26 protein-coding genes are annotated in these 25542 nt (G+C 65.6%); 23 read left to right on the top strand and 3 right to left on the bottom strand.

All coding sequences use genetic code 11. The features are described 5' to 3' along the window. Window position 1 precedes the first annotated feature (1 nt). From ACYRGX_RS21560 to ACYRGX_RS21540, 5 genes are all read left to right on the top strand, one after another. Window positions 2-721, top strand: a complete 720-nt coding sequence (locus ACYRGX_RS21560) for an electron transport complex subunit E (protein WP_473054461.1) — start codon at window positions 2-4, stop codon at window positions 719-721. A gap of 11 nt (window positions 722-732) precedes the next feature. Further along, a complete protein-coding gene (locus tag ACYRGX_RS21555; protein WP_473054460.1) occupies window positions 733-996 on the top strand; it encodes an RnfH family protein in 264 nt (87 codons plus the stop codon). Between the two features lie 69 nt (window positions 997-1065). Beyond that, a complete protein-coding gene (locus ACYRGX_RS21550) occupies window positions 1066-1797 on the top strand; it encodes a dinitrogenase iron-molybdenum cofactor biosynthesis protein (RefSeq protein ID WP_473054459.1) in 732 nt (243 codons plus the stop codon). Further along, a complete protein-coding gene (locus ACYRGX_RS21545) occupies window positions 1794-2198 on the top strand; it encodes a NifB/NifX family molybdenum-iron cluster-binding protein (protein WP_473054458.1) in 405 nt (134 codons plus the stop codon). Before ACYRGX_RS21550 ends, ACYRGX_RS21545 begins: the two co-directional genes overlap by 4 nt. Window positions 2199-2254: 56 nt before the next feature. Continuing rightward, complete coding sequence (locus tag ACYRGX_RS21540) at window positions 2255-3823, top strand: methyl-accepting chemotaxis protein (protein ID WP_473054457.1); 1569 nt, start codon at window positions 2255-2257, stop codon at window positions 3821-3823. A gap of 56 nt (window positions 3824-3879) precedes the next feature. Here the strand turns inward: ACYRGX_RS21540 and ACYRGX_RS21535 are convergent, their stop codons facing one another. Next, window positions 3880-4794 carry a LysR substrate-binding domain-containing protein gene (locus tag ACYRGX_RS21535; protein WP_473054456.1) on the bottom strand — a complete coding sequence of 305 codons (915 nt, stop codon included), beginning with the start codon at window positions 4792-4794 and terminating at the stop codon, window positions 3880-3882. Window positions 4795-4900: 106 nt separating this feature from the next. Between ACYRGX_RS21535 and metC the strand changes: the two genes are divergently transcribed. The 5 genes from metC to ACYRGX_RS21510 all read left to right on the top strand — a co-directional run bounded on the left by metC (window position 4901) and on the right by ACYRGX_RS21510 (window position 9065). Then, complete coding sequence (gene metC, locus ACYRGX_RS21530) at window positions 4901-6052, top strand: cystathionine beta-lyase (protein WP_473054455.1); 1152 nt, start codon at window positions 4901-4903, stop codon at window positions 6050-6052. Window positions 6053-6155: 103 nt separating this feature from the next. Beyond that, window positions 6156-6989 carry a transporter substrate-binding domain-containing protein gene (locus ACYRGX_RS21525; RefSeq protein ID WP_473054454.1) on the top strand — a complete coding sequence of 278 codons (834 nt, stop codon included), beginning with the start codon at window positions 6156-6158 and terminating at the stop codon, window positions 6987-6989. Between the two features lie 4 nt (window positions 6990-6993). Next, complete coding sequence (locus tag ACYRGX_RS21520) at window positions 6994-7644, top strand: amino acid ABC transporter permease (protein WP_473054453.1); 651 nt, start codon at window positions 6994-6996, stop codon at window positions 7642-7644. Then, the gene (locus tag ACYRGX_RS21515; protein ID WP_473054452.1) at window positions 7641-8399 is read left to right on the top strand and encodes an amino acid ABC transporter ATP-binding protein; all 759 of its coding nucleotides are present in this window, start codon (window positions 7641-7643) and stop codon (window positions 8397-8399) included. The genes ACYRGX_RS21520 and ACYRGX_RS21515 overlap by 4 nt, the downstream gene beginning before the upstream one ends. Window positions 8400-8519: 120 nt before the next feature. Continuing rightward, window positions 8520-9065 (top strand): GNAT family N-acetyltransferase, encoded by a 546-nt coding sequence (locus ACYRGX_RS21510; protein ID WP_473054451.1) that lies wholly within the window; start codon window positions 8520-8522, stop codon window positions 9063-9065. A 108-nt stretch (window positions 9066-9173) separates the two neighbouring features. Here the strand turns inward: ACYRGX_RS21510 and ACYRGX_RS21505 are convergent, their stop codons facing one another. Together ACYRGX_RS21505 and ACYRGX_RS21500 are read right to left on the bottom strand one after the other, a co-directional pair. Continuing rightward, window positions 9174-9740, bottom strand: a complete 567-nt coding sequence (locus ACYRGX_RS21505) for a hypothetical protein (RefSeq protein ID WP_473054450.1) — start codon at window positions 9738-9740, stop codon at window positions 9174-9176. A gap of 31 nt (window positions 9741-9771) precedes the next feature. Beyond that, on the bottom strand, window positions 9772-10623 hold the full coding sequence (locus tag ACYRGX_RS21500) for an SIR2 family protein (RefSeq protein ID WP_473054449.1): 852 nt from the start codon (window positions 10621-10623) through the stop codon (window positions 9772-9774). A 350-nt stretch (window positions 10624-10973) separates the two neighbouring features. Between ACYRGX_RS21500 and ACYRGX_RS21495 the strand changes: the two genes are divergently transcribed. The 13 genes from ACYRGX_RS21495 to ACYRGX_RS21435 all read left to right on the top strand — a co-directional run bounded on the left by ACYRGX_RS21495 (window position 10974) and on the right by ACYRGX_RS21435 (window position 25539). Continuing rightward, a complete protein-coding gene (locus ACYRGX_RS21495; RefSeq protein ID WP_473054448.1) occupies window positions 10974-11951 on the top strand; it encodes a Bug family tripartite tricarboxylate transporter substrate binding protein in 978 nt (325 codons plus the stop codon). A 106-nt stretch (window positions 11952-12057) separates the two neighbouring features. Further along, window positions 12058-12990: a LysR substrate-binding domain-containing protein gene (locus ACYRGX_RS21490; protein WP_473054447.1), complete on the top strand. Its 933-nt coding sequence runs from the start codon at window positions 12058-12060 to the stop codon at window positions 12988-12990. Window positions 12991-13116: 126 nt separating this feature from the next. Then, window positions 13117-14562 (top strand): FAD-dependent tricarballylate dehydrogenase TcuA, encoded by a 1446-nt coding sequence (gene tcuA, locus ACYRGX_RS21485; protein ID WP_473054446.1) that lies wholly within the window; start codon window positions 13117-13119, stop codon window positions 14560-14562. After that, entirely contained in the window at window positions 14549-15736 is a 1188-nt protein-coding gene (tcuB, locus tag ACYRGX_RS21480) for a tricarballylate utilization 4Fe-4S protein TcuB (RefSeq protein ID WP_473054445.1), read from the top strand. The genes tcuA and tcuB overlap by 14 nt, the downstream gene beginning before the upstream one ends. 35 nt (window positions 15737-15771) lie before the next feature. Next, window positions 15772-16737 (top strand): D-2-hydroxyacid dehydrogenase family protein, encoded by a 966-nt coding sequence (locus tag ACYRGX_RS21475; RefSeq protein ID WP_473054444.1) that lies wholly within the window; start codon window positions 15772-15774, stop codon window positions 16735-16737. 280 nt (window positions 16738-17017) lie between these two features. Beyond that, on the top strand, window positions 17018-18760 hold the full coding sequence (locus ACYRGX_RS21470) for a sodium:solute symporter family protein (protein ID WP_473054443.1): 1743 nt from the start codon (window positions 17018-17020) through the stop codon (window positions 18758-18760). A 9-nt stretch (window positions 18761-18769) separates the two neighbouring features. Next, a complete protein-coding gene (locus ACYRGX_RS21465; RefSeq protein WP_473054442.1) occupies window positions 18770-19642 on the top strand; it encodes a DMT family transporter in 873 nt (290 codons plus the stop codon). Window positions 19643-19883: 241 nt separating this feature from the next. Further along, a complete protein-coding gene (gene nifH, locus ACYRGX_RS21460) occupies window positions 19884-20780 on the top strand; it encodes a nitrogenase iron protein (RefSeq protein ID WP_473056751.1) in 897 nt (298 codons plus the stop codon). Window positions 20781-20903: 123 nt separating this feature from the next. After that, a complete protein-coding gene (gene nifD / locus ACYRGX_RS21455) occupies window positions 20904-22385 on the top strand; it encodes a nitrogenase molybdenum-iron protein alpha chain (RefSeq protein WP_473054441.1) in 1482 nt (493 codons plus the stop codon). 95 nt (window positions 22386-22480) lie between these two features. Further along, window positions 22481-24052 carry a nitrogenase molybdenum-iron protein subunit beta gene (gene nifK / locus ACYRGX_RS21450; protein ID WP_473054440.1) on the top strand — a complete coding sequence of 524 codons (1572 nt, stop codon included), beginning with the start codon at window positions 22481-22483 and terminating at the stop codon, window positions 24050-24052. A gap of 198 nt (window positions 24053-24250) precedes the next feature. Then, window positions 24251-24472, top strand: a complete 222-nt coding sequence (nifT, locus tag ACYRGX_RS21445) for a putative nitrogen fixation protein NifT (RefSeq protein WP_473054439.1) — start codon at window positions 24251-24253, stop codon at window positions 24470-24472. Window positions 24473-24477: 5 nt separating this feature from the next. Then, window positions 24478-25257, top strand: coding sequence for a dinitrogenase iron-molybdenum cofactor N-terminal domain-containing protein (locus ACYRGX_RS21440; RefSeq protein WP_473054438.1), 780 nt, complete (start codon window positions 24478-24480; stop codon window positions 25255-25257). 12 nt (window positions 25258-25269) lie between these two features. Beyond that, window positions 25270-25539, top strand: a complete 270-nt coding sequence (locus tag ACYRGX_RS21435) for a DUF6129 family protein (protein ID WP_473054437.1) — start codon at window positions 25270-25272, stop codon at window positions 25537-25539. The last annotated feature ends 3 nt before the right edge of the window (window positions 25540-25542 follow it).

Genomic DNA, 25542 nt, shown 5'->3' with positions numbered 1-25542 from the left:
CATGAGCGGACATTGCGGTGCGCCCGACGTGCCGGCGCCAGCGGTCAAGAGTCATTGGGGTTACTTCACCAGCGCCCTCTGGGACTACAACGTCGCCCTGGTGCAGATGCTCGCGCTCTGTCCGGCGCTGGCGGTGACGACCAGCGCCACCAACGGCCTGGGCATGGGCCTGGCGACCACGCTGGTGCTGATCCTGACCAACGCGATCATCTCCTCGCTGCGCCACGTGATCGCGCCGGAGGTCCGCAACCCGCTGATGATCGGCATCATCGCCGGCGTGGTGACGCTGATCGACATGGCGATGAACGCCTGGATGCATGAGCTGTACAAGGTGCTCGGGCTGTTCATCGCGTTGATCGTCACCAACTGCGCCGTGCTCGGGCGCGCCGAGTCGTTCTGCCTGAAGAACCCGGTGATCCCGTCGATTCTCGACGGTGCCGGCATGGGCATCGGCTTCACCGGGGTGCTGGTGGTGATGGGGGGCATTCGCGAAATCATCGGCAGCGGCACCCTGTTCGCCCAGGCTTCCTCGCTGCTCGGCGAACACTTCCACTGGATGGAGATTACCGTGCTGCCGCACTACGACGGCGTGCTGCTGGCGATCCTGCCGCCGGGCGCGTTCATCACCCTGGGTTTCCTGCTCGCCGGCAAGCGCATCATCGATCGCCGCCGGGCCGAGCGCCGTGTCGCCAGCCATGGCGAACTGATCGTGCTGCAGTAAGGAGCGCCGCGATGAAGGTAGCCGTGGTTTACGCCAACCCCGACGCGCCGCTGCTGGTGGACTGCCAGGTGGGCGAGGACGCCACCGTGGAGGTCGCGATCCAGCGCTCCGGGCTGTTGCGGTGCTGTCCCGACATCGACCTGGAAACGCAGAAGGTCGGTGTGTTCGGCAAGTTGGCCAAGCTCGATACGCCCCTCAAGGACGGTGATCGGGTGGAGATCTACCAGCGCATCACCCGGGTGCTGGACGAGGATGACGACGAGGACGATGACTGAGGCCGGCATCGCCGACCCCTATTTCCAGCGCCCGCCAGAGGCGTCCTACTCCACGATGAGGAGAGCGGTATGAACGACAGCGTACAGATGAACCGCGAGACCGCGTTGCGCATCGCCCTGGCGGCGCGGGCCTTGCCCGGCCTGGGGGTGGGCGAGGTGCTGGAGATCCTCCACCAGCGCATCGACGGCGTGATCGACGAAGCCAGCCTGCAGACGGTGACGGTCAACGACCTCAAGGCCGGCATCGCCGGGCCGGATGTCGACGAGGTGCCGGAGGACGTCGGGATACCCGTGGCGGCGATGAAGGAGGCGGTGCGCATCCTCTGGGGCGAGACCCTCGACGCGGCCTTGCCGCAGCCGGTGCATGTGGCGGAGCCCTGTGCCGGGTCGATCCGCGTGGCCGTGGCCTCGAACAACGGCCACCAGCTCGATGGGCACTTCGGTTCCTGCCTGCGCTTCCTGGTCTACCAGGTCAGCGCCGACAGCCTGGCGCTGCTCGATGTGCGCTCCACCGTCGACGCCGAGCTGGCCGAGGACAAGAACGCCTGGCGGGCCGAGCTGATCGGTGACTGCCAGGTGCTCTACGTGGTCTCCATCGGCGGCCCCGCCGCCGCGAAGGTCGTGCGGGCTGGCGTGCATCCGGTGAAAAAGGCCGCCGGTGGCGACGCCGAGCAGGTGCTCGCCGAATTGCAGCGAGTGATGGCGGGCAGCCCGCCACCCTGGCTGGCCAAGCTGATGGGGCAGGCGGCCGAGCAGCGCGTGCGCTTCGAGCGCAGTGAGGATGAGGTGCTTTCGGCATGAGTCGTCGCGAGTTGCTGGCCGTGGCGCTGAGCGAGTCCGGCTGTATCGCCGGGCACGCCGGGCGCGCGCTGGCCTGGGACGTCTACGATCTGCGTCCGGGGGAGCCCGCGGTGCGTCTCTACAGCCTGGCGCTGGAGGACGAGGCCTGCCTGCACGAGTACCACACCAGCACCTTCTCGGAGCGCCACCCGCTGCACGGCATGGACGTGGTGCTCGCCGCCAGTGCCGGCGAAGGTGTCACCCGCCGCCTGGGCGAGCGTGGCGTGCGTCTGCTGACCACCGCTGAGAGCGATCCGCTGAAAGCCATAGAGGCCTATCGGCATAACGACCTGCCTGACGGCCAGGCCCATGACGCGGCGGGGTGCTCCGGCCACGGTCACGCCCAGCCGACCCCCGGCTGAGCCGCTTGGGCCGGGGCAGGTACTTGCCCTGGCTCGCTGCCATTGGAGAACCGGCCATGAAGTTCAACCAGCCCGTCACGGGATGCAGCGTACCCCTGCCGTCGGGGATCAACCTGCTGTCGACCACCGATCTCCACGGCACCATCACCTACGTCAATCCCGACTTCGTCGCCATCAGCGGTTACAGCGAGGGGGAGCTGATTGGCCAGCCGCACAACCTGATTCGTCATCCCGATATGCCGGCCGAGGCTTTCGCCGATCTCTGGAGTGCCCTGCGGGATGGCCGCTCCTGGATGGGGCTGGTGAAGAACCGCTGCAAGAACGGCGATCACTACTGGGTCAACGCCTTCGTCACCCCGATCCAGCGTGACGGCAGGACGGTGGAATACCAGTCGGTGCGGGTCGCCGCCAGCGTGCAGCAGGTGCAGGCCGCCGAGGCGCTTTACGCGAAGTTGCGGGCTGGCGACAGCGTGCGCTTGAGCGGGCTGTCGCTCACGGCCCGCCTGCAACTGATCGGCCTGGCACTGCCGGTGCTCGCCAGCCCGCTGGCCTTCATCGCCGCGGGACCGCTCGGCGCTCTGGGCGCCGTGGCCATGGGGTTGCTGCAGGTCGCCTGCCTGCAGGCGCAGCTCGCGCCCTTGCGACGGCTCGGGAGGAGGGCGCGTTCGCTCGCGCACAACCCGCTGGGGCGTTACCTGTACAGCAGGCGGCGGGACGAGTTGGCCGATCTGACCTTCGCGCTGTCCAGCCAGGAGGCGGAACTGGGCGCGGTGCTCGGGCGCGTGGCGGATGCGGTGCGGCAGATGGCGCCATCGCTGGGGGAACTCGAATCGGCGATGGCGGCGGGGCGCAGCGCCATCTCCCGGCAGCACCAGGAGGCCGAGCGGGTAGCGGTAGCGGTCGGGCAGGTGGTCTCGAGCATGCAGGAGGTCGCCGAAAGCACCCGCCAAGGGGCCGATGCCATGGCCCGTGTCTCCGACGAAACCGACTCCGGCCTGAGCCGCGCCGGACAGGCGCAGGCGCTGGTCGAGGCCCTGTCCACCGAGGTCAGCGATGCCGCAGCCGTGGTGGAGCGTCTGAACGAACACTCGCGGGCCATCGACAAGGCGCTGGAAATGATCGAGAGCGTTGCCGAACGGACCAACCTGCTGGCGCTCAACGCGGCCATCGAGTCGGCCCGTGCCGGCGATGCGGGGCGCGGTTTCGCGGTGGTCGCTGGAGAGGTCCGCAACCTGGCGCAGCGCACGCAGGACTCGACCCACGAGATCCAGGCCGTCATCGAAGCCCTGCAGGGCAATGCCGGGGTCGCGGTGGCGAGCATGACGCGCAGCCGAACCCGGGCCGGCGACGGTTCGCAACGCGTCCTGCAGGTCGCCGAGGATCTGCGCGCGGTGCAGGGCCGGCTGCACCAGTTGCGCGAGCTCAGCGACCAGATCGCCAGCGCCACGCGCAGCCAGGGGCACGCCAGCGAAGAGGTTCGGCAGAGCATCGAGACGATCCGCCAGGCTTGCGCGCACAACGTCGACAGCAGCGAATACAGCCAGCGCTGCGCAACCGCCGTGGCCGGCCAGGCCCTGCGTCTGCAGCACCTCGTCGATCAGTTTGGGCATCGCGCTACGGGTTGAACGGCGCCTGCACGGGCTTTGGCTGGTCGTACCAGCCTCCCCGGCGGCCGCCGGAGTCAACGGGTCATGTGCAATTGCAGCCGCTTGACGTCCTTTTCGAGCTGTATACGCAGGCCCCGGATCAGATGACGGGCGTTCTCGCTCAGCGGCGTCCCGGTGCGGAACAACAGCAGGATCTTGAAACGCACATCCAGCGAGAAGGGGCGCACGATCAAGCCTCTATCGATGAAGTCGACGGCCGCGATGGGGCTGACGAAGCCAAGCCCCATGCCGCACAGCGCCATCTCACAGATGGTGTGCGCATAAGCCGTTTCTATGCGCAGTTGGGGGGCCACGCCGCTGGGGTGCAGCGCCAACTCCAGGCGCCGCCGACTGCTGTCTTCGGGGTTCAGAGCGAGGAAATCCACCTCGCGCAAGTCTTCCGGGGTGATGATGGCCTTGGACGCGAGTGGATGCTGGGGAGCCATCACCATGACCCCTGGCGCATCCAGGAACGATGAATTCTCCAGGCCGGTGACGGACATTTCGTCGGCCATCAGGCCGAAGTCGCATTGTCCGTTGATGACCTGCTGATGGACTTCGCGCGAGCTGAGTACGCGCAGCGACACCTTTAAATTGCGGCGGGGGAGGTCGAAAGCGGCCAGTGCCCTTGGCATGAAGGCGTTGCCCAGGGCCGGGAGCACCGCCAGCGTCAGTTGGTCTGTGCCGTATTGACGCAAGCTCTTAAGGCGATGCTCGATGGTTTCGAAACCGACGAAGAACTGGTTGACGTCGACCATCAGCGCGTTGGCTTCCTGGGTGGGAACCAGCCTTCCACGGATGCGGTGGAACAGTGCGAGACCGGCACTGCTTTCCAGTTTGCGTATCGCCTGGCTGACGGCGGGTTGTGAAATACCCAGCAAGTTGGCCGCCTTGCTGGTGCTGCCCGCGGTCATCACCACGCGGAAGATCTCGATCTCGCGAACACCCATCAGACTATAACCTTTACTTATCGATCTAATAATTCTAGCTGTAGTCGGCAAGGCGTGGCCTGCTGAAGAATCGCCCCATCGATTCGTTCACAGCACAGGTTTATCGATGAGTGTCCGCGACTCCCTCAACCCTCCCTATGCCAGCCTTTCGCCCGCCGTCTGGCGTGGCTCGACCGTGGTGTTCGACACCTTCGAGGATTTCGTCGGTCGCAAGACGCGTCAGCCCGACGGCTACAGCTACGGCATCACGGGAACACCGACGGCGCGCGAACTGGAGCGGCGTATTGCCGAACTCGAGGGCGCGCAGCACGCGGTGGTCATGCCATCAGGGGCATCGGCACTGATCATGACGGTGATGGCGTTCGTGCGCGGCGGGGACCACCTGCTGATATCCGAGTCCTGCTACGGCTCGCTGAAGACCTTCGGGCGTCTATGGCTGGCGAAGATGGGCGTGGAGGTCGAGTACTATCCGCCGACCATCGATGCCGGTATCGAAGCCCTGATCCGTCCGAACACGCGGATGATCTGCCTCGAGGCTCCCGGTACCGTCACCATGGAGATGCAGGACGTAGCGGCCATCGCGGCGATTGCCCGGCGTTACGACGTGCTGACCATGATCGACAATACCTGGGCCAGCCCTCTGTATTTCAAGCCATTGGCGCACGGTATCGACTTCGTCGTCGAGGCGGCCACCAAGTTCTTCGGGGGGCATTCCGATCTGCTGATGGGCAGTGTGGCGCTCGACAACGCCGAGCAATACGCCGTACTCCGCGAGACCCAAAGCATCTTCGGTCAGGCTACCAGCCCGGACGATTGCTTCCTGGTGCTGCGTGGCCTGGAGACGTTCGAGCTGCGTTTGCGCGAGCAGAGCCGCAAGGCCCTGGCTGTCGCCCGCTGGCTGGAACAGCATCCGCTGGTGGAGCAGGTGCTGTTCCCTGCGCTGGAAAGCCATCCGGGCCATGCGCTGTGGAAACGACAGTTCAGCGGCAATGGCTGCCTGATGTCGATCGTGCTGGCGCCGTCGGCGGACGAGAGCGCTTTTGGCGCGTTCTTCAATGCGTTGCAGCATTTTCCCATCGGTGCCAGTTGGGGCGGTACGCATAGCCTGATCGCCTACTACCCGGCATCGCAGCAGACCGCTCGCCAATGGTCGCCCACCGACCAGCCCGTGGTGCGCTTGTCGATCGGTCTCGAGGACCAGGACCTGTTGATCGCCGATCTGGCCCGTGCGCTGGATGCCTACAGCCGGGCTCGCTGACCCGCTTTGCCGCAAGCGGGCAAAGACTCCGCTGCGTTTTCTTGATCGCTGCCCATCGCGCACCGAATGCCTTCGGTGTCATCACCCATAGAGGATGTACCGCATGCTGAAGACTTATCCGGCGGGGCTCTTGGCCCTGACCTTGGCAGCCCTGTGTGGACTGAGCTCGCTGGCCCAGGCCGAAGACGCTTTGCAGCGCGTGCGCGATGCCGGCGTGATCCGCATCGCCAACACCCAGGCCAGCCCGCCCTGGAGCTATCTGAACGAGCAGAACCAGCCGGACGGCTACGATGTCGCCGTGGCCAAGGAAGTCGCCCAGCGCATTGGAGTGGCGAGGATCGAATTCATCGCGGACAGCTTCAAGAACTTCGTCGAAGGCCTGAAAGCCGACAAGTACGACCTGGTGATGAATGACGTGACACCGACCGAGGAGCGCAAGAAACAGGTCGATTTCGCCGCGCCTTATGGCGTCGAGCAGTTCTACCTGTTCGTCAAGGACGACAATACGGCGATCACCAGCATCGACGACATGCCGGGCCATTCCGTCGGCGCGACCGCCGGCACCAGTAACGAGTCCTGGGCGCGCGAGCACATGACCTCCTCCGAGGTGCGTACCTACGAGAATGGCGGATTGCTGTTCAACGACTTGGGGATTGGTCGCGTGGATGCCGTGCTCTCTTCGCTGTTCGGCGGCGAGAAGTACCGTAAGGCCAACCATCTGCCGATCAAGGCGATCGGTCAGCCGCTGACCTATCAGCTCTCGGCACCGGTCATCGCCAAGGGCCACGAGAGTCTGCGTGACGCCATCAGTCAGGCGATCGACGCGATGGCCGCCGACGGCACGCTGGACAAGCTCTCGCGCCAGTATGTCGGTGAGCACTACGACATGATCAAGGGCATCCAGGCGGCGAAAGCCGAGCTGGCCGCGAAGGAATAACGCTATGTGGGACCTGTTCCAACGCGCGTTGCCGTTGCTGGAGAAGGCCATCGTGGTGACGATTGGCCTCGGCTTGAGCGCCTTCGTACTGGGCAGCGCACTGGGCATGTTGATCGCGTTGTTGCGTAACTCGCCCATGCGCCTGTGTCGGGCGCTGGCGTTTACCTACGTCTCGATATTCCGCGGTACGCCGTTGCTGGTGCAGATACTGCTGATCTACTTCGGGCTGCCCCATTACGGCATCGTGCTTTCGCCGATTCCTTCGGCATTGGTGGCGTTGACGCTGTTCTCGGCCGCCTACCTGAGCGAAATATTCCGCGCCGGCATCAACTCGGTGGAGGCAGGCCAGTGGGAGGCCGCAGCCTCCATGAGCATGGGCTATTGGACCAGCCTGCGGCGGATCATCCTGCCGCAGGCATTGCGTATCGCCTTGCCGCCGATGGGAAGCCGATTGATCGCGCTGATGAAGGACACCTCGCTGGCCTCCTCCGTGACGGTCATGGAACTGACCCGGGTGGCCGAACAGTTGGGGGCCGCGACCTTCCGCTATATGGAAATGTTCTTGATGGTTGGCGCCATCTATTGGCTCATCAACCAGCTGTTGACCCTTTTGCAAACCTGGCTTGAAGGCCGTCTGACGAGGCACATGCGATGAGTGTGGTGAACGTGCGCGCGACGGCGCTGAGCAAGTCCTATGGCGCGTTGCAGGTGCTCAAGGGCGTCGATCTCGAAGTCCAGGCCGGCGAAGTCGTGGTGATCCTGGGGCCGTCCGGGTCCGGCAAGACCACCCTGCTGCGCTCGCTAAACCTGTTGGAGCAACCCGACGCCGGTACCTTGGAGATTTGCGGTCATCACCTCGAGATTCCCTCCACCGGCCGCTTCGACCGGGCAGCTCGGCGGCAGATCACCGCGTTGCGCCAGAAGACGGCGATGGTCTTCCAGACATTCAACCTGTTCCCGCACATGACAGCGCTGCAAAACGTCATCGAAGGGTTGCTCAGCGTGAAGAAGATGCCGCGCGAGCAGGCGCTCGAACGTGGTCGCGCGTTGCTGGCACAGGTCGGCCTGGAGGAGAAGGCCGACAGCTATCCCGCGAAGCTCTCCGGTGGTCAGAAACAGCGGGTGGCGATTGCCCGTGGTCTGGCGATGGAACCCGAAGTCATCTTTTTCGATGAGCCCACCTCGGCGCTCGATCCGGAGCTGCGTGACGAGGTCCTCGGTGTGATGCGTGATCTGGCCAGGATGGGGATGACGATGCTGGTCGTCACCCATGAGTTGCGCTTCGCCCGCGAGGTGGCAGACCGGGTCGTGTTCATGGAGCACGGGGTCGTGGTGAAGAACAGCTCGGCCGAGGCGTTCTTCTCCGACGACAGTGGCGAGCGTATCCAGCAGTTCCTGCGACGTATCTGAGTCTGAGCACGGCCGGCACCGGGAAGAACGGTCGGCGAGGATGCACTCATCCCGACGGCAAAGCTGATATCGTCCCTCGCTCATTGGAGACGTTCGCTACCCGGCATTGCAGGAGGCACTGTGCAGCAACCCGAACTTGCCGGCCACCGCGTGCTGTTGCGCGCGATGCTGGCCGAGGACGCTACCGCCGTCTGTGCCCTGGCGGGGGATGTGCGAATTTCCTCGACCACCGCTTCGATCCCGCATCCCTACGCCTTGCAGGATGCCGAACAGTGGATCGCCAGTCTGCCGGCCGCCCGGGAGGCGGGCCGCTCGTTGACCTGGGCGGTCACGCTGGAGGGCGAATTGATCGGCTCGGCCAGTCTCGCGGGGCTGTCTTTGCAGCATCGCCGTGCCGAGCTGGGCTACTGGATCGGTGTGCCCTGGTGGGGCAGGGGGCTGGCGACCGAAGCGTCCGAGTTGTTGCTCGGGCATGGTTTTCGGGAGCTGGGTCTGGAGCGTATCGCGGGTCTTTGCTACGCGCGCAACGAGGCTTCGGCACGGGTGCTGGAGAAACTCGGCATGCACTACGAGGGCTGCCTGCGGCGTGCCATGTTCAAGGCCGGACAGTTCGAGGATCTAGAGGTCCGTGCGCTGCTGCGCGAGGAATTCCTGGAACGCGCTTAAGAAGACTCCCCCGCCAGGCAGGGGAGTGACCCAGGGCGGGTCAGGATGCAGCTGTGGAGTGGAGCTGCAGGGGAAGCACCGGGCGTCCTTGCCCGGTTTGATGCCCGGTCAGACCGGGCCGCGGCTCTCGCGGCGTGGCTCGGTGCTGACGAAGCCCAGGGCTTCGTTGAAGCCGAGGCTGTCCACCTTGGGTTTGTAGTCGGCCAGGCCGTTGGCCATGGTGATGACCTTGTCCTCTGCGCTCTGGCCCTTGAAGTCTTCCTTGTCCAGGCGCAGGTCTTCCATCAGCGTGTTCCATACCGCGCCCTCGGCGTGGGGCAGCAGGGTGATGCCGACGCCATCCAGGTCGGTGGTCATGGCCTTGGTCAGGTTCTCGACGTAGAACAGCACGACGATGCCGGGGGCCAGGTCATGGCGGTAGCGCTCGATGAAGAACGGCAGGTGGGCCAGGTCGACCAGCGCGCCGGCGACCATGCTCATCTTGTTGCCCTTCACCAGTACGGCGGCCTGCTTGATGACCGCCTTGGGCGGCATCCGCCGGCCCGAGGCGTCGGCGATATCGCCTTCTTCCAGTACCAGGTCGCCACGAAAGGCGAAGGTATCGGCTTCACTGGTCGCGCCATTGACGCTGAGGTTGCACAGCAGACCCTGTGCTTCGTAGTCCTTGAGCAGCATGTTGGGGATCCCCCGTTTCGGTTAGTGGGGCTCAGGCAACCTTGACGGTGGCTCCGGCCAGTTCAAGCAAGGCACGCCAATCGGTGTCCAGGCAGTGCAGGCGCTGACGCGCGCAGAAGCGCCGCTCCTTCTCGGTGGCGGCGGGGATCAGGGCCCAGCCGGCCACTTCGGCGGCGTCGTAGATGATGTCGCTCATCACCATGCGTTCGGTGTCACGGGTGAAGCACATGCCGAGGAACAGGTACTGCAGGCCACGGCGGCGCAACTTGAGCCAGGCGGGGATCGCGAAGCCGCCCATCAGCTCGGTGATGTAGTCGACGAAGTCGGCATCGCTGGCCACGTAGGTCGGTTTGGGCAGCGGTGTGCCAAGCGGCTTGAACAGCACCGGCAGGTCACCGTCGACCTGTTCCGGAGTGATGCTGCGGTAAGCCTCGCCTTGCCATTGGTAGAGCTCGAAGCGATAGGGGCCGGCGCCCAGCCGCGCACAGCCGACCACCAGGGTGTGCGGGCGGTCGGCGTAGAGCTTCTGCAGGCCGCTGTCGCGGTTGCAGTCGACGATGTAGGGCAGGTGCTGATCCGCCAGCCAACGGTGCAGCGGGGAGACGCTCCAGTCGTCGTCGGCGTAGGTCTGGGTGAGGAAGCGCTCGATGTAGCTGCGGCCCTTCTTGTTCTCCATGTGCATGGCCGCGCGCGGGAACTCGTACATCAGGCGCGGCGACATCGGCGTACCGCCGGTCATGGTGAGGATCAGGCTGTCGCTGTCCGCGGGAATCGGCACTCCGGCCTGGCGGTGGGTGACTCCGTCCAGGGCGCCTGGGCCCAGGTAGGGAACGCATTGGCCGTCGGCCAGGCGGGCGAGAATGTCGTGTAGTTCGTGGTTCACCGGTGGCGTCTCCGAGTGGTCCGTGCGGAGAACCACCTGGCAAGAAGTACGCCATTTCTAACTTATTGATTTTAAAGAGTCTGTCCGGGGCTCTGGAGGCGGGGCGAGGGCGCTATACGACAAAATGTAGGGTTCGGGACAGTCTTTCGGGGTGGATCGCTTTGCGAGGCTGGCGTGGGTGCTGTCTCGGGTTGCCTCCTTTAGTGAAACTGAAGACCCCGTCGGACTTAGCGCCTTTCCTCCCGCGCGCAGGCGCCCTAAGGTGCGCACAGCCATGCCCTTCGCCGATTCCGTGACGCGATGCGCCGCCGGCATGGTACGAACAGAACAAGACTCCACAGGAGAACTTCATGAAACATATCCTTGGCCGGCTCGCGTTGGCTACCTCCGGCCTGATGCTCTGCACCCTGTCCTGGGCCGAGCCCAAGCGTCCCGAATGCATCGCACCGGCAAAGCCCGGCGGCGGCTTCGACATCACCTGCAAGCTCGCCCAGGCTGGCCTGCGTGACGTCGGCTTGCTGGAGGCGCCGATGCGCGTGACCTACATGCCCGGTGGTATCGGTGCCGTCGCCTACAACGCGGTGGTGGCTCAGCGAACCGACGAGCCGGGAACCATCATTGCCTGGTCCAGCGGTTCGCTGCTGAACCTCGCGCAGGGCAAGTTCGGCCGCTACGACGAGAAGGCCGTGCGCTGGCTGGCGGCCATCGGCACCGACTACGGTGCGGTGACGGTGCGCGCGGATTCGCCCCTGCAGAACTTCGACGATCTGGTGAAGGCCTTGCGTACGGATCCCTCGGCGCAGGTGATCGGTGCCGGCGGCACCATCGGTAGCCAGGACTGGATGCAGGCGGCGATGGTCGCCCGCAGCGCCGGAGTCGATCCGAAACGCCTGCGCTACGTGGCGTTCGAAGGCGGTGGCGAGCCGATGACGGCGCTGCTCGGTGGGCACGTGCAGGTCATCACCAGTGGCATCGGCGAAGCAGCCGCGCAACTCGCCGCTGGCAAGGTTCGGGTGCTCGCGGTACTCGCGGACGACCGTCTGCCCGGGGCGCTGAGCGACGTTCCCACCGCCAAGGAGCAGGGCTATGACGTCAGCTGGCCGATCGCCCGTGGCTTCTACGTCGGCCCCAACGTGAGCGATGCGGACTACGCCTGGTGGAAGCAGCAGTTCGATACCCTGCTGACCAGCGATGCCTTCGCCGAGCTGCGTGAGCGCTACGAGCTGCTGCCCCTGTCGATCACCGGTGATGAACTGCAGACCTACGTGTATCGTCAGGTCGAGCAGTACAAGACGCTGGCGACGGAGTTCGGCCTGGTGCAGAAGTAGCTCCAGGGAGGAGAGACGGCGCCTGGAAGTCCGCCGCAGGCTCTCTTACCCTGTGGCGCGAGCGGCGGCGCAATGACCGGCGCCGTAGGACTGGACGGACGCTGTCATGGAACTGAGGCAACTGCGGTATTTCCTGAGCGCGGTGGAGCACGGCAGCCTTGGGCGCGCCGCGCTCGAGCTGGGTATTGGCACCTCCGCGCTGAGTCAGCAGATCAGCAAGCTGGAGAGCGAACTGAGCACGCGCCTGCTCAGTCGCACCAGTACCGGCGTGGTGTTGACCAACGCGGGGATCGCTTTCGAGCGCCATGCGCGGTTGACCCTGCGCCAGGCGGAGAATGCCGTGCAGGCGGCGCAGCGCGGGCGCATGAGCGGCTACGTCAGCGTTGGCCTGCCGCCGACCACGGCGTCAGTGCTGGCGCTGCCGCTGATCGACGCCATGCGTCGGCGCTACCCGGATATCCAGTTGCACCTGGTGGAAATGCTCTCCGGCTACCTGGCCAATCAGCTCAATGCGCGGCAGCTCGATCTCGCCGTGCTGTTCCAGGCCGATACCGGCAAGCGCTGGAACGTCAGTCCGCTGCTCGACGAGCACCTGTTCGTCATCGCCTCGCCGAAGCTCGAGGGCGCGCCCACCACGCCCGTAGTGCGCCTTGCCGATCTCGGCCGTCTGCCCCTGGTGTTGCCCAGCCCGCAGCACGGCTTGCGCAGTACCGTGATGACGACCTTCGAGCACTCCGGCGTCGAGCCGAACATCGTCATGGAAATCGATGGCCTCTCGCTGCTCATGCAGGCGGTGCGCGAAGGCTATGCGGCGACCATCCAGCCGGGCGCGGCGGCGGCGCACTCCGGTGAGTCCGGGCTCGTCGTGGCGCAGATCGAGGACGCCCACGTGACGCGCCGCAACCTGCTGGCAACTCTCTCCGAGGATGAGCTCTCGCCGGCGGCGCTGGCCGTACGCCTGGTGATTCTCGACGTCGCCCGCGAGCTGGTGCGCGGAGGGCTTTGGCCCGGAGCACGGCTCTACGAAGCCCAGGACTGAACCTCTCCAAGGTCTTTAGTAAAACTAAACACCCTTTCCCGGCCGTCGCCTTTCGGCGTTTCAGCAGGCTCTTTAGAGTCGCTTCGGCAACGGGGGACATCGCGCCTCCGAGATGAGGAGAGACGGATGTTCGATGTTCTTGTAGTGGGTGGCGGCAATGCTGCCCTGTGCGCTGCGCTGATGGCCCGCGAGGCCGGGGCGAGCGTGCTGCTGCTAGAGGCCTCGCCCCGCGAATGGCGTGGCGGGAACTCGCAGCACACGCGCAACCTGCGCTGCATGCACGACGCCCCCCAGGACGTGTTGGTGGATGCCTACCCCGAAGAGGAGTTCTGGCAGGACCTGCTGCGCGTCACAGGTGGCATCACCGACGAGCGCCTGGCGCGTATCGCCATCCGCGCCTCCTCCACGTGTCGAGGCTGGATGCGTCGGCATGGCGTGCATTTCCAGCCGCCGCTGTCCGGTGCCCTGCACGTGGCCCGTACCAACGCCTTCTTCATGGGCGGTGGAAAGGCGTTGGTGAATGCCTATTACCGCAGCGCCCAGGCGTTGGGCGTGAGCATTCGCTACGACACCCCGGTGGCTTCGCTCGAGCTGCACGAGGGGCGCTTCGTCGCCGCCCATGTGCCGGCGCGGGAGGTCGCGGGCCAGAGCCTGCCGGCCGAGCGCATCGAGGCCCGCGCCTGCGTGCTGGCGGCGGGCGGCTTCGAGTCCAATCGTGAATGGCTTCGCGAGGCCTGGGGCCAGAACGACCGGGGCGAATGGCCGGCCGACAACTTTCTCATCCGTGGCACGCGCTTCAACCAGGGCGGCCTGCTGCGCAGCATGATCGACGCGGGCGCCGATGTCATCGGCGATCCGACGCAGGCGCACATGGTCGCTATCGATGCCCGCGCGCCGCTCTACGACGGCGGTATCTGCACGCGCATCGACTGCGTGTCGCTGGGGGTCGTGGTGAATCGCGACGGCCAGCGCTTCTACGACGAGGGTGAGGACTTCTGGCCCAAGCGCTATGCCATCTGGGGACGTCTGGTGGCACAGCAGCCGGGCCAGGTGGCCTTCTCGATCATCGATCAGAAGGCCATCGGTCGCTTCATGCCGCCGGTGTTCCCGGGGACCACGGCGAACAGCCTGGCGGAACTGGCGCGCAAGCTGGCGCTGCCGGTGGAGACGTTCGTGGAGAGCGTCGAGGCCTACAACCGGGCCTGCCGGGTCGGTCACTTCGACCATACGCAACTGGACGATTGCCATACCGAGGGCGTCGCCCCGGCCAAGACCCACTGGGCGCGTCCATTGGATACGCCGCCCTTCTATGGCTACGCGCTCAAGCCCGGGGTGACCTTCACCTACCTGGGCCTGAAGACCAACGAGAACGCGGCGGTGCACTTCGCCGGAGCGCCCAGCGAGAACCTCTTCGTCGCCGGCGAGATGATGGCTGGCAACGTGCTCGGCAAGGGCTACACCGCCGGCGTCGGCATGAGCATCGGGACGGCCTTCGGGCGTATCGCCGGCGCCCGCGCCGCGGGCGCTGCGGGCTACCCACAACGCGAAGGAAACGACTATGCAACGGCATGACACCCTCCTGGAGCCGGTGGCGGACTGCGCTTCGGGCACCCCTGCACTGATCTCGCTGCTGAGCCTGAGCGAGAGTGAAGTCGACCGGCAGATGCATATCTGCAATGCCTGTCGCTACTGCGAGGGCTTCTGCGCCGTGTTCCCGGCGATGACCCGGCGGCTGGAGTTCGCCAAGGCGGACATTCACTACCTGGCCAACCTCTGCCACAACTGCGGTGCCTGCCTGCACGCCTGCCAGTACGCGGCGCCCCACGAGTTCGCCGTCAACGTGCCGCAGTCGATGGCCAAGGTGCGCCTGGAGACCTACTCCGAATATGCCTGGCCGGCCGCCTGCGGCAAGCTCTACCGGCGTGCGGGCCTGAGCATGGCGCTGGCCAGCGCCGGCGGGCTGGCGCTGTTCCTGCTGTTGACGCTGTGGGCCAAGGGCACCCTGCTGCCGGGACGCCTGGCCGGTGACTTCTATGCGGTGTTCCCTCACAACACCCTGGCGCTGATGTTCGGTGCGGTGTTCGGTTTCGCGGTGTTGGCCCTGGGGATCGGCGTGCGGCGCTTCTGGCGGGGCGTCACGCCGCAGGCCGAGGAGCCGCTGGAGGCGCCGCTGGCAGCGGCGCTGGAGGCGTCCGACGCGGTGCTGCGGTTGAAGTACCTGGACGGCGGGCACGGCCAGGGCTGTAACAACGAAAGCGACCGCTTCACGCTCTGGCGGCGGCGTTTCCATCACCTCACGTTCTACGGTTTCATGCTCTGCTTCGCGGCCACTGGCGTGGCCACGCTCTACCACTACCTGCTCGGGCTGGAGGCGCCTTATTCGCCGAGCAGCCTGCCGGTGGTGCTCGGCAGCCTCGGTGGCATCGGCCTGGTGCTCGGCCCGCTCGGCCTGTTGCTGATGAACTACCGGCGCGATCCGGCGCATGGCGACCCCGAGCAGCGCCCGATGGACCGCGGCTTCATCGTGCTGCTGCTGTTGATCAGCCTCAGTGGCTTCGCCTTGTTGCTGGGGCGTGACAGCGGCGCCATGGCGATCCTCCTGGCGCTGCACCTGGGCATCGTCATGGCGTTTTTCCTGACCATGCCCTACGGCAAGTTCGCCCACGGCATCTTCCGCAGCGCGGCACTGCTGAAATATTCGTTGGAAAGACGGCAACCGGACCGCCTAAAGTTGGGGAGCGATTAGTCCCCATCGAGCCGTGAATGGCAGGAGCGTTGTGCATGCATGTCGTGATTCCCGACGATTACCAGAATGTGATTCGCTCGCTCGACTGCTTCGGCCTGCTCGACGGTTGTCGGGTAAGCCTCTATCACGACGCCGAGAGCGACATCGAGCGACTCGCCGAGCGGTTCGCCGATGCCGATGCCCTGGTGCTGACGCGTGAACGCACGGTCGTTGGTGAGGCACTGCTGGCGCGCCTGCCGCGCCTGCGGCTGATCAGCCAGACCGGCAAGGTCGCCGCGCACCTCGACCTCGCCGCCTGTACCCGCCACGGCGTGGCGGTGATGGAAGGGCGCGGCTCACCGGTAGCCCCGGCCGAACTGGCCTGGAGCCTGATGCTCATGGCCCGGCGGCAGCTGCTGCCGGCGATCCAGGCGCTGCATGCCGGCCAGTGGCAGGTCAATCTGGGTGAGCGCCTGTGCGGGCGGACCCTCGGCATCTGGGGATACGGCAAGATCGGCCAGCGCCTGGCGCGCTATGCCCAGGCGTTCGAGATGCCGGTGATGGTCTGGGGGAGCGACGGCTCGCGGGCCGCCGCCGAGCGCGACGGGCACCGTGCGGCTGGCAGCCGGGAACAGTTCTTCGCCGAAGCCGACGTGCTCAGCCTCAATCTGCGCCTGGTGGAGGCGACACGCCATCTGGTCACGGCCCAGGACCTGGCGCTGATGAAGCCCGATGCGCTGCTGGTCAACGTCAGCCGAGCCGAACTGATCGCGCCCGGCGCGTTGCTGCAGGCGCTCGACCACGGACGGCCGGGGTTTGCCGCAATCGATGTGTTCGAGCAGGAGCCGCTGCTCGATCCGGAGGATCCCCTGTTGCGCCACCCCAGGCTGCTGTGTACCCCGCACCTGGGTTACGTCGAGCGGCAGGGCTACGAGCTCTACTTCGGCGATGCCTTCGCCAACCTGCGGGCGTTCTTCGCCGGCGAGCCCTGCACCCTGGCCAATCCCGATGTCCGGCGTTGAGCCGTTTCCACTTACGGTTTCCTCGTGATACGAGCAAAAGCGTTCTGATCTTCCCGCTGTTGCCGGTGGCGGAGGCCGCGCCAGGTGGCTGCTGCATAGCGGCCACGGCATGACGATAGCGGCCCGAGGTGGGGGCGGTGCTGGGGTTGTCGGCGTTCGCAGTTTGGCGACGGGCGATGGCGTGAGTCGCAGTTGTCCTGTTCCATGACGTGTTTAGAACAATGCGGTCGTGCCTAGTTTTTAGGATGGCGGAGCCAATATAAGAACGAAGAGCTCCCCCATGGCCTATACCCTCGCGATCGTCATCAGCCTGCTCGGCTACTTTCTCATCGGCAATTGGGCCGGTCGGCGGGTCAAGCATCTCGACGATTACCTGGTTGCCGGACGCAACTCCCCCACGTTCCTGATTCTCGGTACCCTGGTGGCCAGCTACCTGAGCACCAGTGCCTTCCTCGGCGAGACCGGTTTCGCCTACCAGGGTTACCCGTTCGTGATGCTGATCTTCGCCGCCATCAGCACCTCCGGCTGTCTGCTCGGGGCGCTGGCTTTCGGCCGCTACCTGCGCCGCAGCGAGGCGCTGACGGTGCCGGAATTCTTCGGCAAGCGCTTCGCCTCGCGTGGGGTGCAGCGCATCGCCGGGCTGACCACGGTGTTCGGTCTGGGCGCCTACCTGCTGGGGGTGATGCAGGGCGCCGGGATCATGTTCCAGGAACTCACCGACCTGCCGTACTGGCTCGGCCTGCTGCTGGTGTGGCTGACCTTCACCGGCTTCATCCTGTATTCCGGGGCGCCGGGCGTGGTGCTCACCGACACGGTGATGTTCGTCATCTTCTCCCTCGCCGCAGTCGGCGGTTCGCTCTACATCATCGATGACCTGGGTGGCTGGCGCGGCGTCATCGAAGGGCTGCTGGCACAGACCGACAAGCCGGGCATCGCCCTCTGGCACGGCGTGATCCAGGGCGAGGGCTCGACCTTCGCCAGCGAAGGCGAGGCGGCCACCTGGGGCATCACCCTGGGCCTAGTGTGGGCCGCGGTGCTGGCTGCCAGCCCCTGGCAGTCGAGTCGCTACCTGATGGCGCGCAACGAGCATGTGGTGATGCGCTCGGCGATGCTCACCGCGGTGGCGCTGGCGGTGTTCTACGCGCTGATGATGCTCACCGGCGCGGCGCTGAATCTCTACAGCAGCGAGCTGACGCCGGAGCGCTCGATGGTCTGGGCGGCGCTCAACGTGCTGCCGACCTGGCTGGGCATGGTGATCCTCACCGGCGTCTTCGCCGCCGGGCTGTCGTCCTGCTCGACCTTCCTCTCGATCATCGGCTTCAGCATTTCCAACGACATCATGCCGGCCTCGCGCAGCGAAGCCGCGGCGCTGCGTGCGAGCCGCCTGGCGGTGCTCGCCGCCGGCTTCGTTACCTTCGTCCTGGCGCTGTTCCAGCCGCCTGCGGTGATGGCCGTGGTGTGGTTCGCCGCCACGCTGTTCGCCTCGTCCTGGGGGCCGGTGGCGCTGATGAGCATCTGGAGCCGGCGCATCACCGCCGCGGGTGCTGGCTGGGGACTGGTGGTCGGCTTCGTCGGCAACCTGGCACTGTCGCTGGCGGTTCAGGCCGGCTGGGTGAGCTTGCCGGTGTACCTGCATCCGGTGGTGCTGAGCACCCTGGCGGCGGTGCTGGCGATCGTCCTTGCCTCGCGCCTGACCCGCGTCACGACTGCCGAGCGCGACTTCCTCGCGCGGCTGCATCGTCCGGACGCCGCACAGTTGCAGTCCTGGGAGGGCGGTACGCGCCTGGTCGCGCTGTGCACGATGCTCGCCGGCGCGCTGATCGGCGTGTTCCTCTGGCAGCAGTACGCGCAGACGCTCACGGCGCTGGCCGGCGAGTATGGTCTGTCGCGGTCGGCGACCCTCGGCGGCTACGTGCTGGCACTGGGCTGCGGCGGCATGCTGGTGCTGGCTGGCGCCGTAGGCCTGCGGGTGGCCCGCTCGGGCTCGCGTCTGGCCACCCGCGATGCGTCCGCGCGCGCCTGAGTCCGAGCGATGACGACGCACGCTCGGGGTTTGTCGCTGGCCGCACTGGGCATCCTGGTGCTGAGCTTCGATGGCCTGCTGGTACGCCTGGCGGCCAGCGATGGCTGGAGCGTGCTGTTCTGGCGCGGCGCCCTCACCGCGCTGTGCATGGGCCTGTTGTACGGGCGCCGCGAGCGCCTGCGCAGCCTGCGAGGTCACGCTGCCGTGGTACTCGCCAGCGCCGTGCTGCAGGCGCTGGTGTCGCTGTTCTTCGTCCTGGCGGTGACCCATACCGCAGTGGCCAACGTGGTGGTGATCCTCACCACCGCGCCGCTGTTCGCCGCCTGCTTCACCCGCTGCTTCCTGCGAGAGGCGGTCGCCACGCGGACCTGGCTGGCGATCCTCTTCTCCGGCCTGGGGCTGTTGCTGGTGTTCGGTGGCTCGCTGCGTGGCGAGGGGCTGCTGGGCAACGTCTATGCGCTGGCTTCGGCCGCTGCGGTGGGCGCCAACCTGACCCTGCTGCGCCGGTACCCTGACGTCGACCGCATGCCGCTGATCGCCTTCGGTGGGGGCTGTGCGGCGCTGATCGCCTGGCCCTGGGCCACGCCCTTCGCCCTGGCGCCGGGCAGCTATCTGGCCCTGGCGCTGATGGGTTTGTTGCAGATGCCCCTGGCCACCGCCCTGCTGAGCAATGCCACGCGCTACCTGCCATCGGCCGAGGTGGCGCTGTTTTTCCTGCTCGAGGCGCTACTCGGCTCGCTCTGGGTCTGGTGGCTGCTCGGTGAGCGGCCGCCCGCGGCCACCGTCTACGGCGGAGGGCTGGTGCTGATGACACTGCTGCTCAATGCCTGGCTGGGGCTGCGCGCCAGTCGCACGGCCCGCCTGCCAAGCCTTGCGCACTGAGCCTTTGCGGCATCCGCAGTCGTCGGCCTCAAAACCTCACAAAAGTTGTTGATTTGTTGCCATTGCAACAGGGGCGGCGAGGCCTTTTGTCGTGTATCGAACCGACAAAGGGGGCCTGCTTTTCAAGTTAAGTATTTATAAATCAATTGCTTGGGATGTTCGCAAGGCGCTGGCACAAAGGCTGCACTTGCTTCGTTGCGCGGCTTTACGTGCCTTCGCCACTCATCGAGTGGAACGACACCTGAGGAATTCGACTATGGCTATGCGTCAATGCGCCATCTACGGCAAGGGCGGGATCGGTAAGTCCACTACCACCCAGAACCTCGTCGCCGCTCTGGCCGAGAAAGGCAAGAAAGTGATGATCGTCGGCTGCGACCCGAAAGCCGACTCCACCCGTCTGATCCTGCACTCCAAGGCCCAGAACACCATCATGGAAATGGCGGCCGAGGCCGGCACCGTGGAAGACCTCGAGCTCGAAGACGTGCTCAAGGCCGGCTACGGCGGCATCAAGTGCGTCGAGTCCGGTGGTCCTGAGCCGGGTGTTGGTTGCGCCGGCCGCGGTGTGATTACCGCGATCAACTTCCTCGAAGAGGAAGGCGCCTACGAGGAAGACCTGGACTTCGTGTTCTACGACGTACTCGGTGATGTGGTCTGTGGCGGCTTCGCCATGCCCATCCGCGAGAACAAGGCCCAGGAAATCTACATCGTCTGCTCCGGCGAGATGATGGCCATGTACGCGGCCAACAACATCTCCAAGGGCATCGTGAAATACGCCAACTCCGGCGGCGTGCGCCTGGCAGGCCTGATCTGCAACAGCCGCAACACCGACCGCGAGGACGAGCTGATCATCGCCCTGGCCGACAAGCTCGGCACCCAGATGATCCACTTCGTACCGCGTGACAACGTCGTGCAGCGCGCAGAAATCCGCCGCATGACCGTCATCGAGTACGACCCGAACGCCCATCAGGCCGACGAGTACCGTGCCCTGGCGCAGAAGATCATCGACAACAAGAAGATGATCATTCCGACCCCGGTGACCATGGACGAGCTCGAAGCGCTGCTCATGGAGTTCGGGATCATGGATGAGGAAGACCTCACCATCGTCGGCAAGACCGCCGCCGAAGAGGCGACCGCCTGATAGCAGTGCCGGGGCCGCAAGGCCCCCAAGGACGGGGCAGGGCGGATGGGCCCTGTCGGACCGCCGCGCACAGGCGCGGCGTCCGTTGCCCGCAGACGAACGCAGTGCAAGAGGAGCCATACCATGTCCGGTATGTCACGCGAAGAGGTTGAATCCCTCATCCAGGAAGTCCTGGAGGTTTACCCCGAGAAGGCCCGCAAGGACCGCGCCAAGCACCTGTCGGCCAACGACCCGGAGCTGTCGCAGTCGAAGAAATGCATCACCTCCAACAAGAAGTCGCAGCCGGGTCTGATGACCATCCGCGGCTGCGCCTACGCCGGCTCCAAGGGCGTGGTGTGGGGGCCGATCAAGGACATGATCCACATCTCCCACGGGCCGGTGGGTTGCGGCCAGTATTCCCGCGCCGGCCGTCGCAACTACTACATCGGCACCACCGGGGTGAACGCCTTCGTCACCATGAACTTCACCTCGGATTTCCAGGAGAAGGACATCGTCTTCGGTGGCGACAAGAAGCTCTCTAAGCTGATCGACGAAGTGCAGACCCTGTTCCCGCTGAACAAGGGTATCTCCGTGCAGTCCGAGTGCCCCATCGGCCTGATCGGCGACGACATCGAAGCCGTCTCCAAGAAGAAGGGCGCCGAGTACGAAACCACTGTGGTGCCGGTGCGGTGCGAAGGCTTCCGTGGCGTGTCCCAGTCGCTGGGCCACCACATCGCCAACGACGCCATCCGTGACTGGGTGCTGGACAAGCGTGACGACGACACCAGCTTCCAGAGCACGCCGTACGACGTGGCGGTGATCGGTGACTACAACATCGGCGGTGACGCCTGGTCCTCGCGCATCCTGCTCGAAGAGATGGGCCTGCGCGTGGTCGCCCAGTGGTCCGGCGATGGCACCCTCTCGGAGATGGAGCTGACCCCCAAGGTCAAGCTCAACCTGGTGCACTGCTACCGCTCGATGAACTACATCTCGCGGCACATGGAAGAGAAGTACGGTATTCCGTGGATGGAATACAACTTCTTCGGCCCGACCAAGACGGCCGAGTCGCTGCGTGCCATCGCTGAGCACTTCGATGACCACATCAAGGCCAAGTGCGAAGAAGTCATCGAGAAGTACCGCAGCGAGTGGGAAGCGGTGGTCGCCAAGTACCGCCCGCGCCTGGAAGGCAAGCGCGTGATGCTCTACGTCGGTGGCCTGCGTCCGCGCCACGTGATCGGCGCCTACGAAGACCTGGGCATGGAAGTGGTCGGTACCGGTTACGAGTTCGGTCACAACGACGACTACGACCGTACGCTCAAGGAAATGGGTGACGCCACGCTGCTCTACGACGACGTCACCGGCTACGAGTTCGAAGAGTTCGTGAAGAAGGTCAAGCCCGACCTGATCGGCTCCGGCATCAAGGAGAAGTACATCTTCCAGAAGATGGGCATCCCCTTCCGCCAGATGCACTCCTGGGACTACTCCGGCCCGTATCACGGCTTCGACGGCTTCGCCATCTTCGCCCGCGACATGGACATGACCCTCAACAACCCGTGCTGGAAAAAACTGCAGGCTCCCTGGCAGCAGAAGGCCGAGGCCGACGAGAAGATCGCCGCCAGCGCCTGATCCACACACCGTGAAACGACCCGCGGCGGGCGGTGACGCCCGCTGCCGGCATCCAGATATCGCCGTAACGCATGAGTGAGGCGAAGGAGAGTGTCATGAGCCAGCAAGTCGACAACATCAAGCCCAGCTATCCGCTGTTCCGCGACGACGAATACAAGGACATGCTCGCGCGCAAGCGTGACGACTTCGAAGAAAAGCACCCGCAGGAGAAGATCGACGAGACCTTCCTGTGGACCACCACCCAGGAGTACCAGGAACTCAACTTCCAGCGCGAGGCCCTGACCATCAACCCGGCCAAGGCCTGCCAGCCGCTGGGTGCCGTGCTCTGCTCCCTGGGCTTCGAGAACACCATGCCCTACGTGCACGGTTCGCAGGGGTGCGTGGCGTACTTCCGCACCTACTTCAACCGCCACTTCAAGGAGCCGGTCTCCTGCGTCTCCGACTCCATGACCGAGGATGCGGCGGTGTTCGGCGGCCAGCAGAACATGAAGGACGGCCTGGCCAACTGCAAGGCCACCTACAAGCCCGACATGATCGCCGTGTCCACCACCTGCATGGCCGAGGTCATCGGTGACGACCTCAACGCCTTCATCGGCAACTCGCGCAAGGAAGGCTTCATCCCCGAGGACTACCCGGTACCGTTCGCGCACACCCCGAGCTTCGTCGGCAGCCACGTCACCGGCTGGGACAACATGTTCGAGGGCATTGCCCGCTACTTCACCCTGAACAAGATGGAAGACAAGGTGGTTGGCAGCAACCACAAGGTCAACATCGTTCCGGGCTTCGAGACCTACCTGGGCAACTTCCGCGTGATCAAGCGCATGCTCAAGGAGATGGATGTCGGCTTCAGCCTGCTCTCCGATCCGGAAGAGGTGCTGGATACGCCGGCTGACGGCAAGTTCCGCATGTACGCCGGTGGCACCACCCAGGAGGAGATGAAGGACGCGCCCAACGCCTACACCACCTTCCTGCTGCAGCCCTGGCACCTGGAGAAGAGCAAGAAGTTCATCGAGAACACCTGGAAGCACGAAGTACCCAAGCTTTCCATCCCGATGGGCCTGGACTGGACCGACGAATTCCTGATGAAAGTCAGCGAAGTCACCGGTCAGCCGATCCCCGAGAGCCTGGACAAGGAGCGCGGTCGCCTGGTCGACATGATGACCGACTCGCACACCTGGCTGCACGGCAAGAAATTCGCCCTCTGGGGTGACCCGGACTTCGTCATGGGCATGGCCAAGTTCCTCATGGAAATTGGTGCCGAACCCACCCATGTGCTGTGCAACAACGCCAACAAGCGTTGGAAGAAAGCCATGGAAGCGGTCCTGGAAGCCTCGCCTTACGGCCAGGGTGCCACCGTGTACATCGGCAAGGACCTCTGGCACCTGCGTTCGCTGGTCTTCACCGACAAGCCGGACTTCATGATCGGCAACAGCTACGGCAAGTTCATCCAGCGCGACACGCTGCACAAGGGCAAGGAGTTCGAGGTGCCGCTGATCCGTCTCGGCTTCCCGATCTTCGACCGTCACCACCTGCATCGCCAGACCACGCTCGGCTACGAAGGCGCCATGCAGATGCTCACCACCATCGTCAACGCCGTGCTCGAGCGCCTCGACGAGGAAACCCGTGGCATGCAGGTGACCGACTACAACTACGACCTGGTGCGCTAAGCCGGGCACCCCAGGTATGCCCGGCCGGGACGGGGCGGTGGAAATCAAGCCGCGCCCGTCGACCCTGTCCCGGCTGGGCACCTGCCATTTTTCGGAGTTTGCCCAGACGCCCCCTCGCCTGGGCAACACCCTGTCCGTTGATCCGGCTGCCCCGCACGGCCGGATCGGCGGACCCTTTTTCGTCAGACGGAGCCTCCCATGCCCAGTGTCATGATCCGCCGTAATGCCCAAGGCCAACTGACCTTCTACATCGCCAAGAAGGACCTGGAGGAAACCGTCGTTTCCCTGGAATACGACACCCCCGAGCGCTGGGGCGGCACCGTCGAGCTGGGCGATGGCTCCAGCTACTACATCGAGCCGCTGGACACCCCGCCCAGCTTGCCGACCACCCTGCGCGCTCGTCGGGCAGGCGAGGGCTGATTCCCATGGCCGCGCCGGCCGAAACGCCCTTGCCGCCGCACATCGCGCTGCGCGTGGCACTGGCCGTGCGCGAGCTGGAGGGCGTCGACAACGCCTGCTTGCTGCACGTGCTGATCGATCTGCTCGGCGAACCCTTGAGCGAGGCGCGCCTGGCTCGCCTGCGCCTGGCGCGCCTGCGGCGCAGCCTGGAAACGCAGCTGCAGGGCACTGAGAGCGAGCGCGAACGCCAGCTGCAGCGGGCCATCGGCCTGCTCAAGGGGCGTGGCGTGCAGTTGCCGCCGGTACCGCTGCCGGTGCCCGAGGAAGCGTTGCCGGTGGATGCGGTGCGCATCGCCTGCGCGTCCGACGAGGGCGAGGCCCTGGATGGACGCTACAGCAGCTGCGCGCGCTTTCTCATCTACCAGGTCACGCCCTGCACGGTGCGCCTGGTCGCCCTGCGCGAGGCCGGGCATCTGCGTCAGGGCGAGGACCGCCTGGAGCGCCGCGCCGAACTGGTCGCCGACTGCCAGATGCTCTACGCGCTGAGCATCGGCGGGCCGGCCGCCGCGCGGGTGATCCGCGCCGGCGTGCATCCGATCCAGGTCGGCACGCCGCAGCCCGCGCGTGAGGCGGCGCAGAGCCTGTGTCGCCTGCTCGGCAGCACGCCGCCGCCCTGGCTGGCCAAGGCGCTGGGCGCCGGCCCGGCGCAACGCGTGCGTTTCGTGCACGCCGAGGAAGTCGAACTACCCGCCGGTCCCGCCGTGGTGGCCCGGCCCAGGCCCCGCCTGTTGCGGGGCGAGGAATAGAGGAGCATTGCCATGATCGAGCAGAGTCTGTTGGACGCCGTCGTTGCCCGTGCCGAGAACGGCGTGCTGGGCGAGACCCTCATCGCCGAACTGCGCAGTGCGCATCCGGGCGTGCACTTCACCTGGTGTATGGACGACGACATCGTGGTGAACGCCAAGCCGGTGGTACAGCGAGACACCTTCAACCTCTACCTGGTCAACTCCAGCGACCATTGTTCGGTGCTGACCAACGACCCGGAGAGCGCCTCGGGCATCGTGCTCGCCGAAGTCGTCGTCGAGTAGCGC

It is taken from the genome of Pseudomonas sp. R4-15 (assembly GCF_055768815.1).
This window is presented reverse-complemented; position numbering and strand designations above follow the sequence as displayed.

Coding starts and splice junctions, on each gene's coding strand:
- nifT (WP_473054439.1), top strand. CDS start 24,251: ATGCCCAGTGTCATGATCCGCCGTAATGCCCAAGGCCAACTGACCTTC.
- ACYRGX_RS21495 (WP_473054448.1), top strand. CDS start 10,974: ATGAAACATATCCTTGGCCGGCTCGCGTTGGCTACCTCCGGCCTGATG.
- ACYRGX_RS21535 (WP_473054456.1), bottom strand. CDS start 4,794: ATGGGTGTTCGCGAGATCGAGATCTTCCGCGTGGTGATGACCGCGGGC.
- ACYRGX_RS21505 (WP_473054450.1), bottom strand. CDS start 9,740: ATGCTGCTCAAGGACTACGAAGCACAGGGTCTGCTGTGCAACCTCAGC.
- ACYRGX_RS21440 (WP_473054438.1), top strand. CDS start 24,478: ATGGCCGCGCCGGCCGAAACGCCCTTGCCGCCGCACATCGCGCTGCGC.
- ACYRGX_RS21475 (WP_473054444.1), top strand. CDS start 15,772: ATGCATGTCGTGATTCCCGACGATTACCAGAATGTGATTCGCTCGCTC.
- tcuA (WP_473054446.1), top strand. CDS start 13,117: ATGTTCGATGTTCTTGTAGTGGGTGGCGGCAATGCTGCCCTGTGCGCT.
- nifD (WP_473054441.1), top strand. CDS start 20,904: ATGTCCGGTATGTCACGCGAAGAGGTTGAATCCCTCATCCAGGAAGTC.
- ACYRGX_RS21515 (WP_473054452.1), top strand. CDS start 7,641: ATGAGTGTGGTGAACGTGCGCGCGACGGCGCTGAGCAAGTCCTATGGC.
- ACYRGX_RS21555 (WP_473054460.1), top strand. CDS start 733: ATGAAGGTAGCCGTGGTTTACGCCAACCCCGACGCGCCGCTGCTGGTG.
- ACYRGX_RS21435 (WP_473054437.1), top strand. CDS start 25,270: ATGATCGAGCAGAGTCTGTTGGACGCCGTCGTTGCCCGTGCCGAGAAC.
- ACYRGX_RS21525 (WP_473054454.1), top strand. CDS start 6,156: ATGCTGAAGACTTATCCGGCGGGGCTCTTGGCCCTGACCTTGGCAGCC.
- ACYRGX_RS21545 (WP_473054458.1), top strand. CDS start 1,794: ATGAGTCGTCGCGAGTTGCTGGCCGTGGCGCTGAGCGAGTCCGGCTGT.
- ACYRGX_RS21470 (WP_473054443.1), top strand. CDS start 17,018: ATGGCCTATACCCTCGCGATCGTCATCAGCCTGCTCGGCTACTTTCTC.
- tcuB (WP_473054445.1), top strand. CDS start 14,549: ATGCAACGGCATGACACCCTCCTGGAGCCGGTGGCGGACTGCGCTTCG.
- ACYRGX_RS21490 (WP_473054447.1), top strand. CDS start 12,058: ATGGAACTGAGGCAACTGCGGTATTTCCTGAGCGCGGTGGAGCACGGC.
- ACYRGX_RS21520 (WP_473054453.1), top strand. CDS start 6,994: ATGTGGGACCTGTTCCAACGCGCGTTGCCGTTGCTGGAGAAGGCCATC.
- ACYRGX_RS21560 (WP_473054461.1), top strand. CDS start 2: ATGAGCGGACATTGCGGTGCGCCCGACGTGCCGGCGCCAGCGGTCAAG.
- nifK (WP_473054440.1), top strand. CDS start 22,481: ATGAGCCAGCAAGTCGACAACATCAAGCCCAGCTATCCGCTGTTCCGC.
- ACYRGX_RS21465 (WP_473054442.1), top strand. CDS start 18,770: ATGACGACGCACGCTCGGGGTTTGTCGCTGGCCGCACTGGGCATCCTG.
- ACYRGX_RS21550 (WP_473054459.1), top strand. CDS start 1,066: ATGAACGACAGCGTACAGATGAACCGCGAGACCGCGTTGCGCATCGCC.
- ACYRGX_RS21540 (WP_473054457.1), top strand. CDS start 2,255: ATGAAGTTCAACCAGCCCGTCACGGGATGCAGCGTACCCCTGCCGTCG.
- metC (WP_473054455.1), top strand. CDS start 4,901: ATGAGTGTCCGCGACTCCCTCAACCCTCCCTATGCCAGCCTTTCGCCC.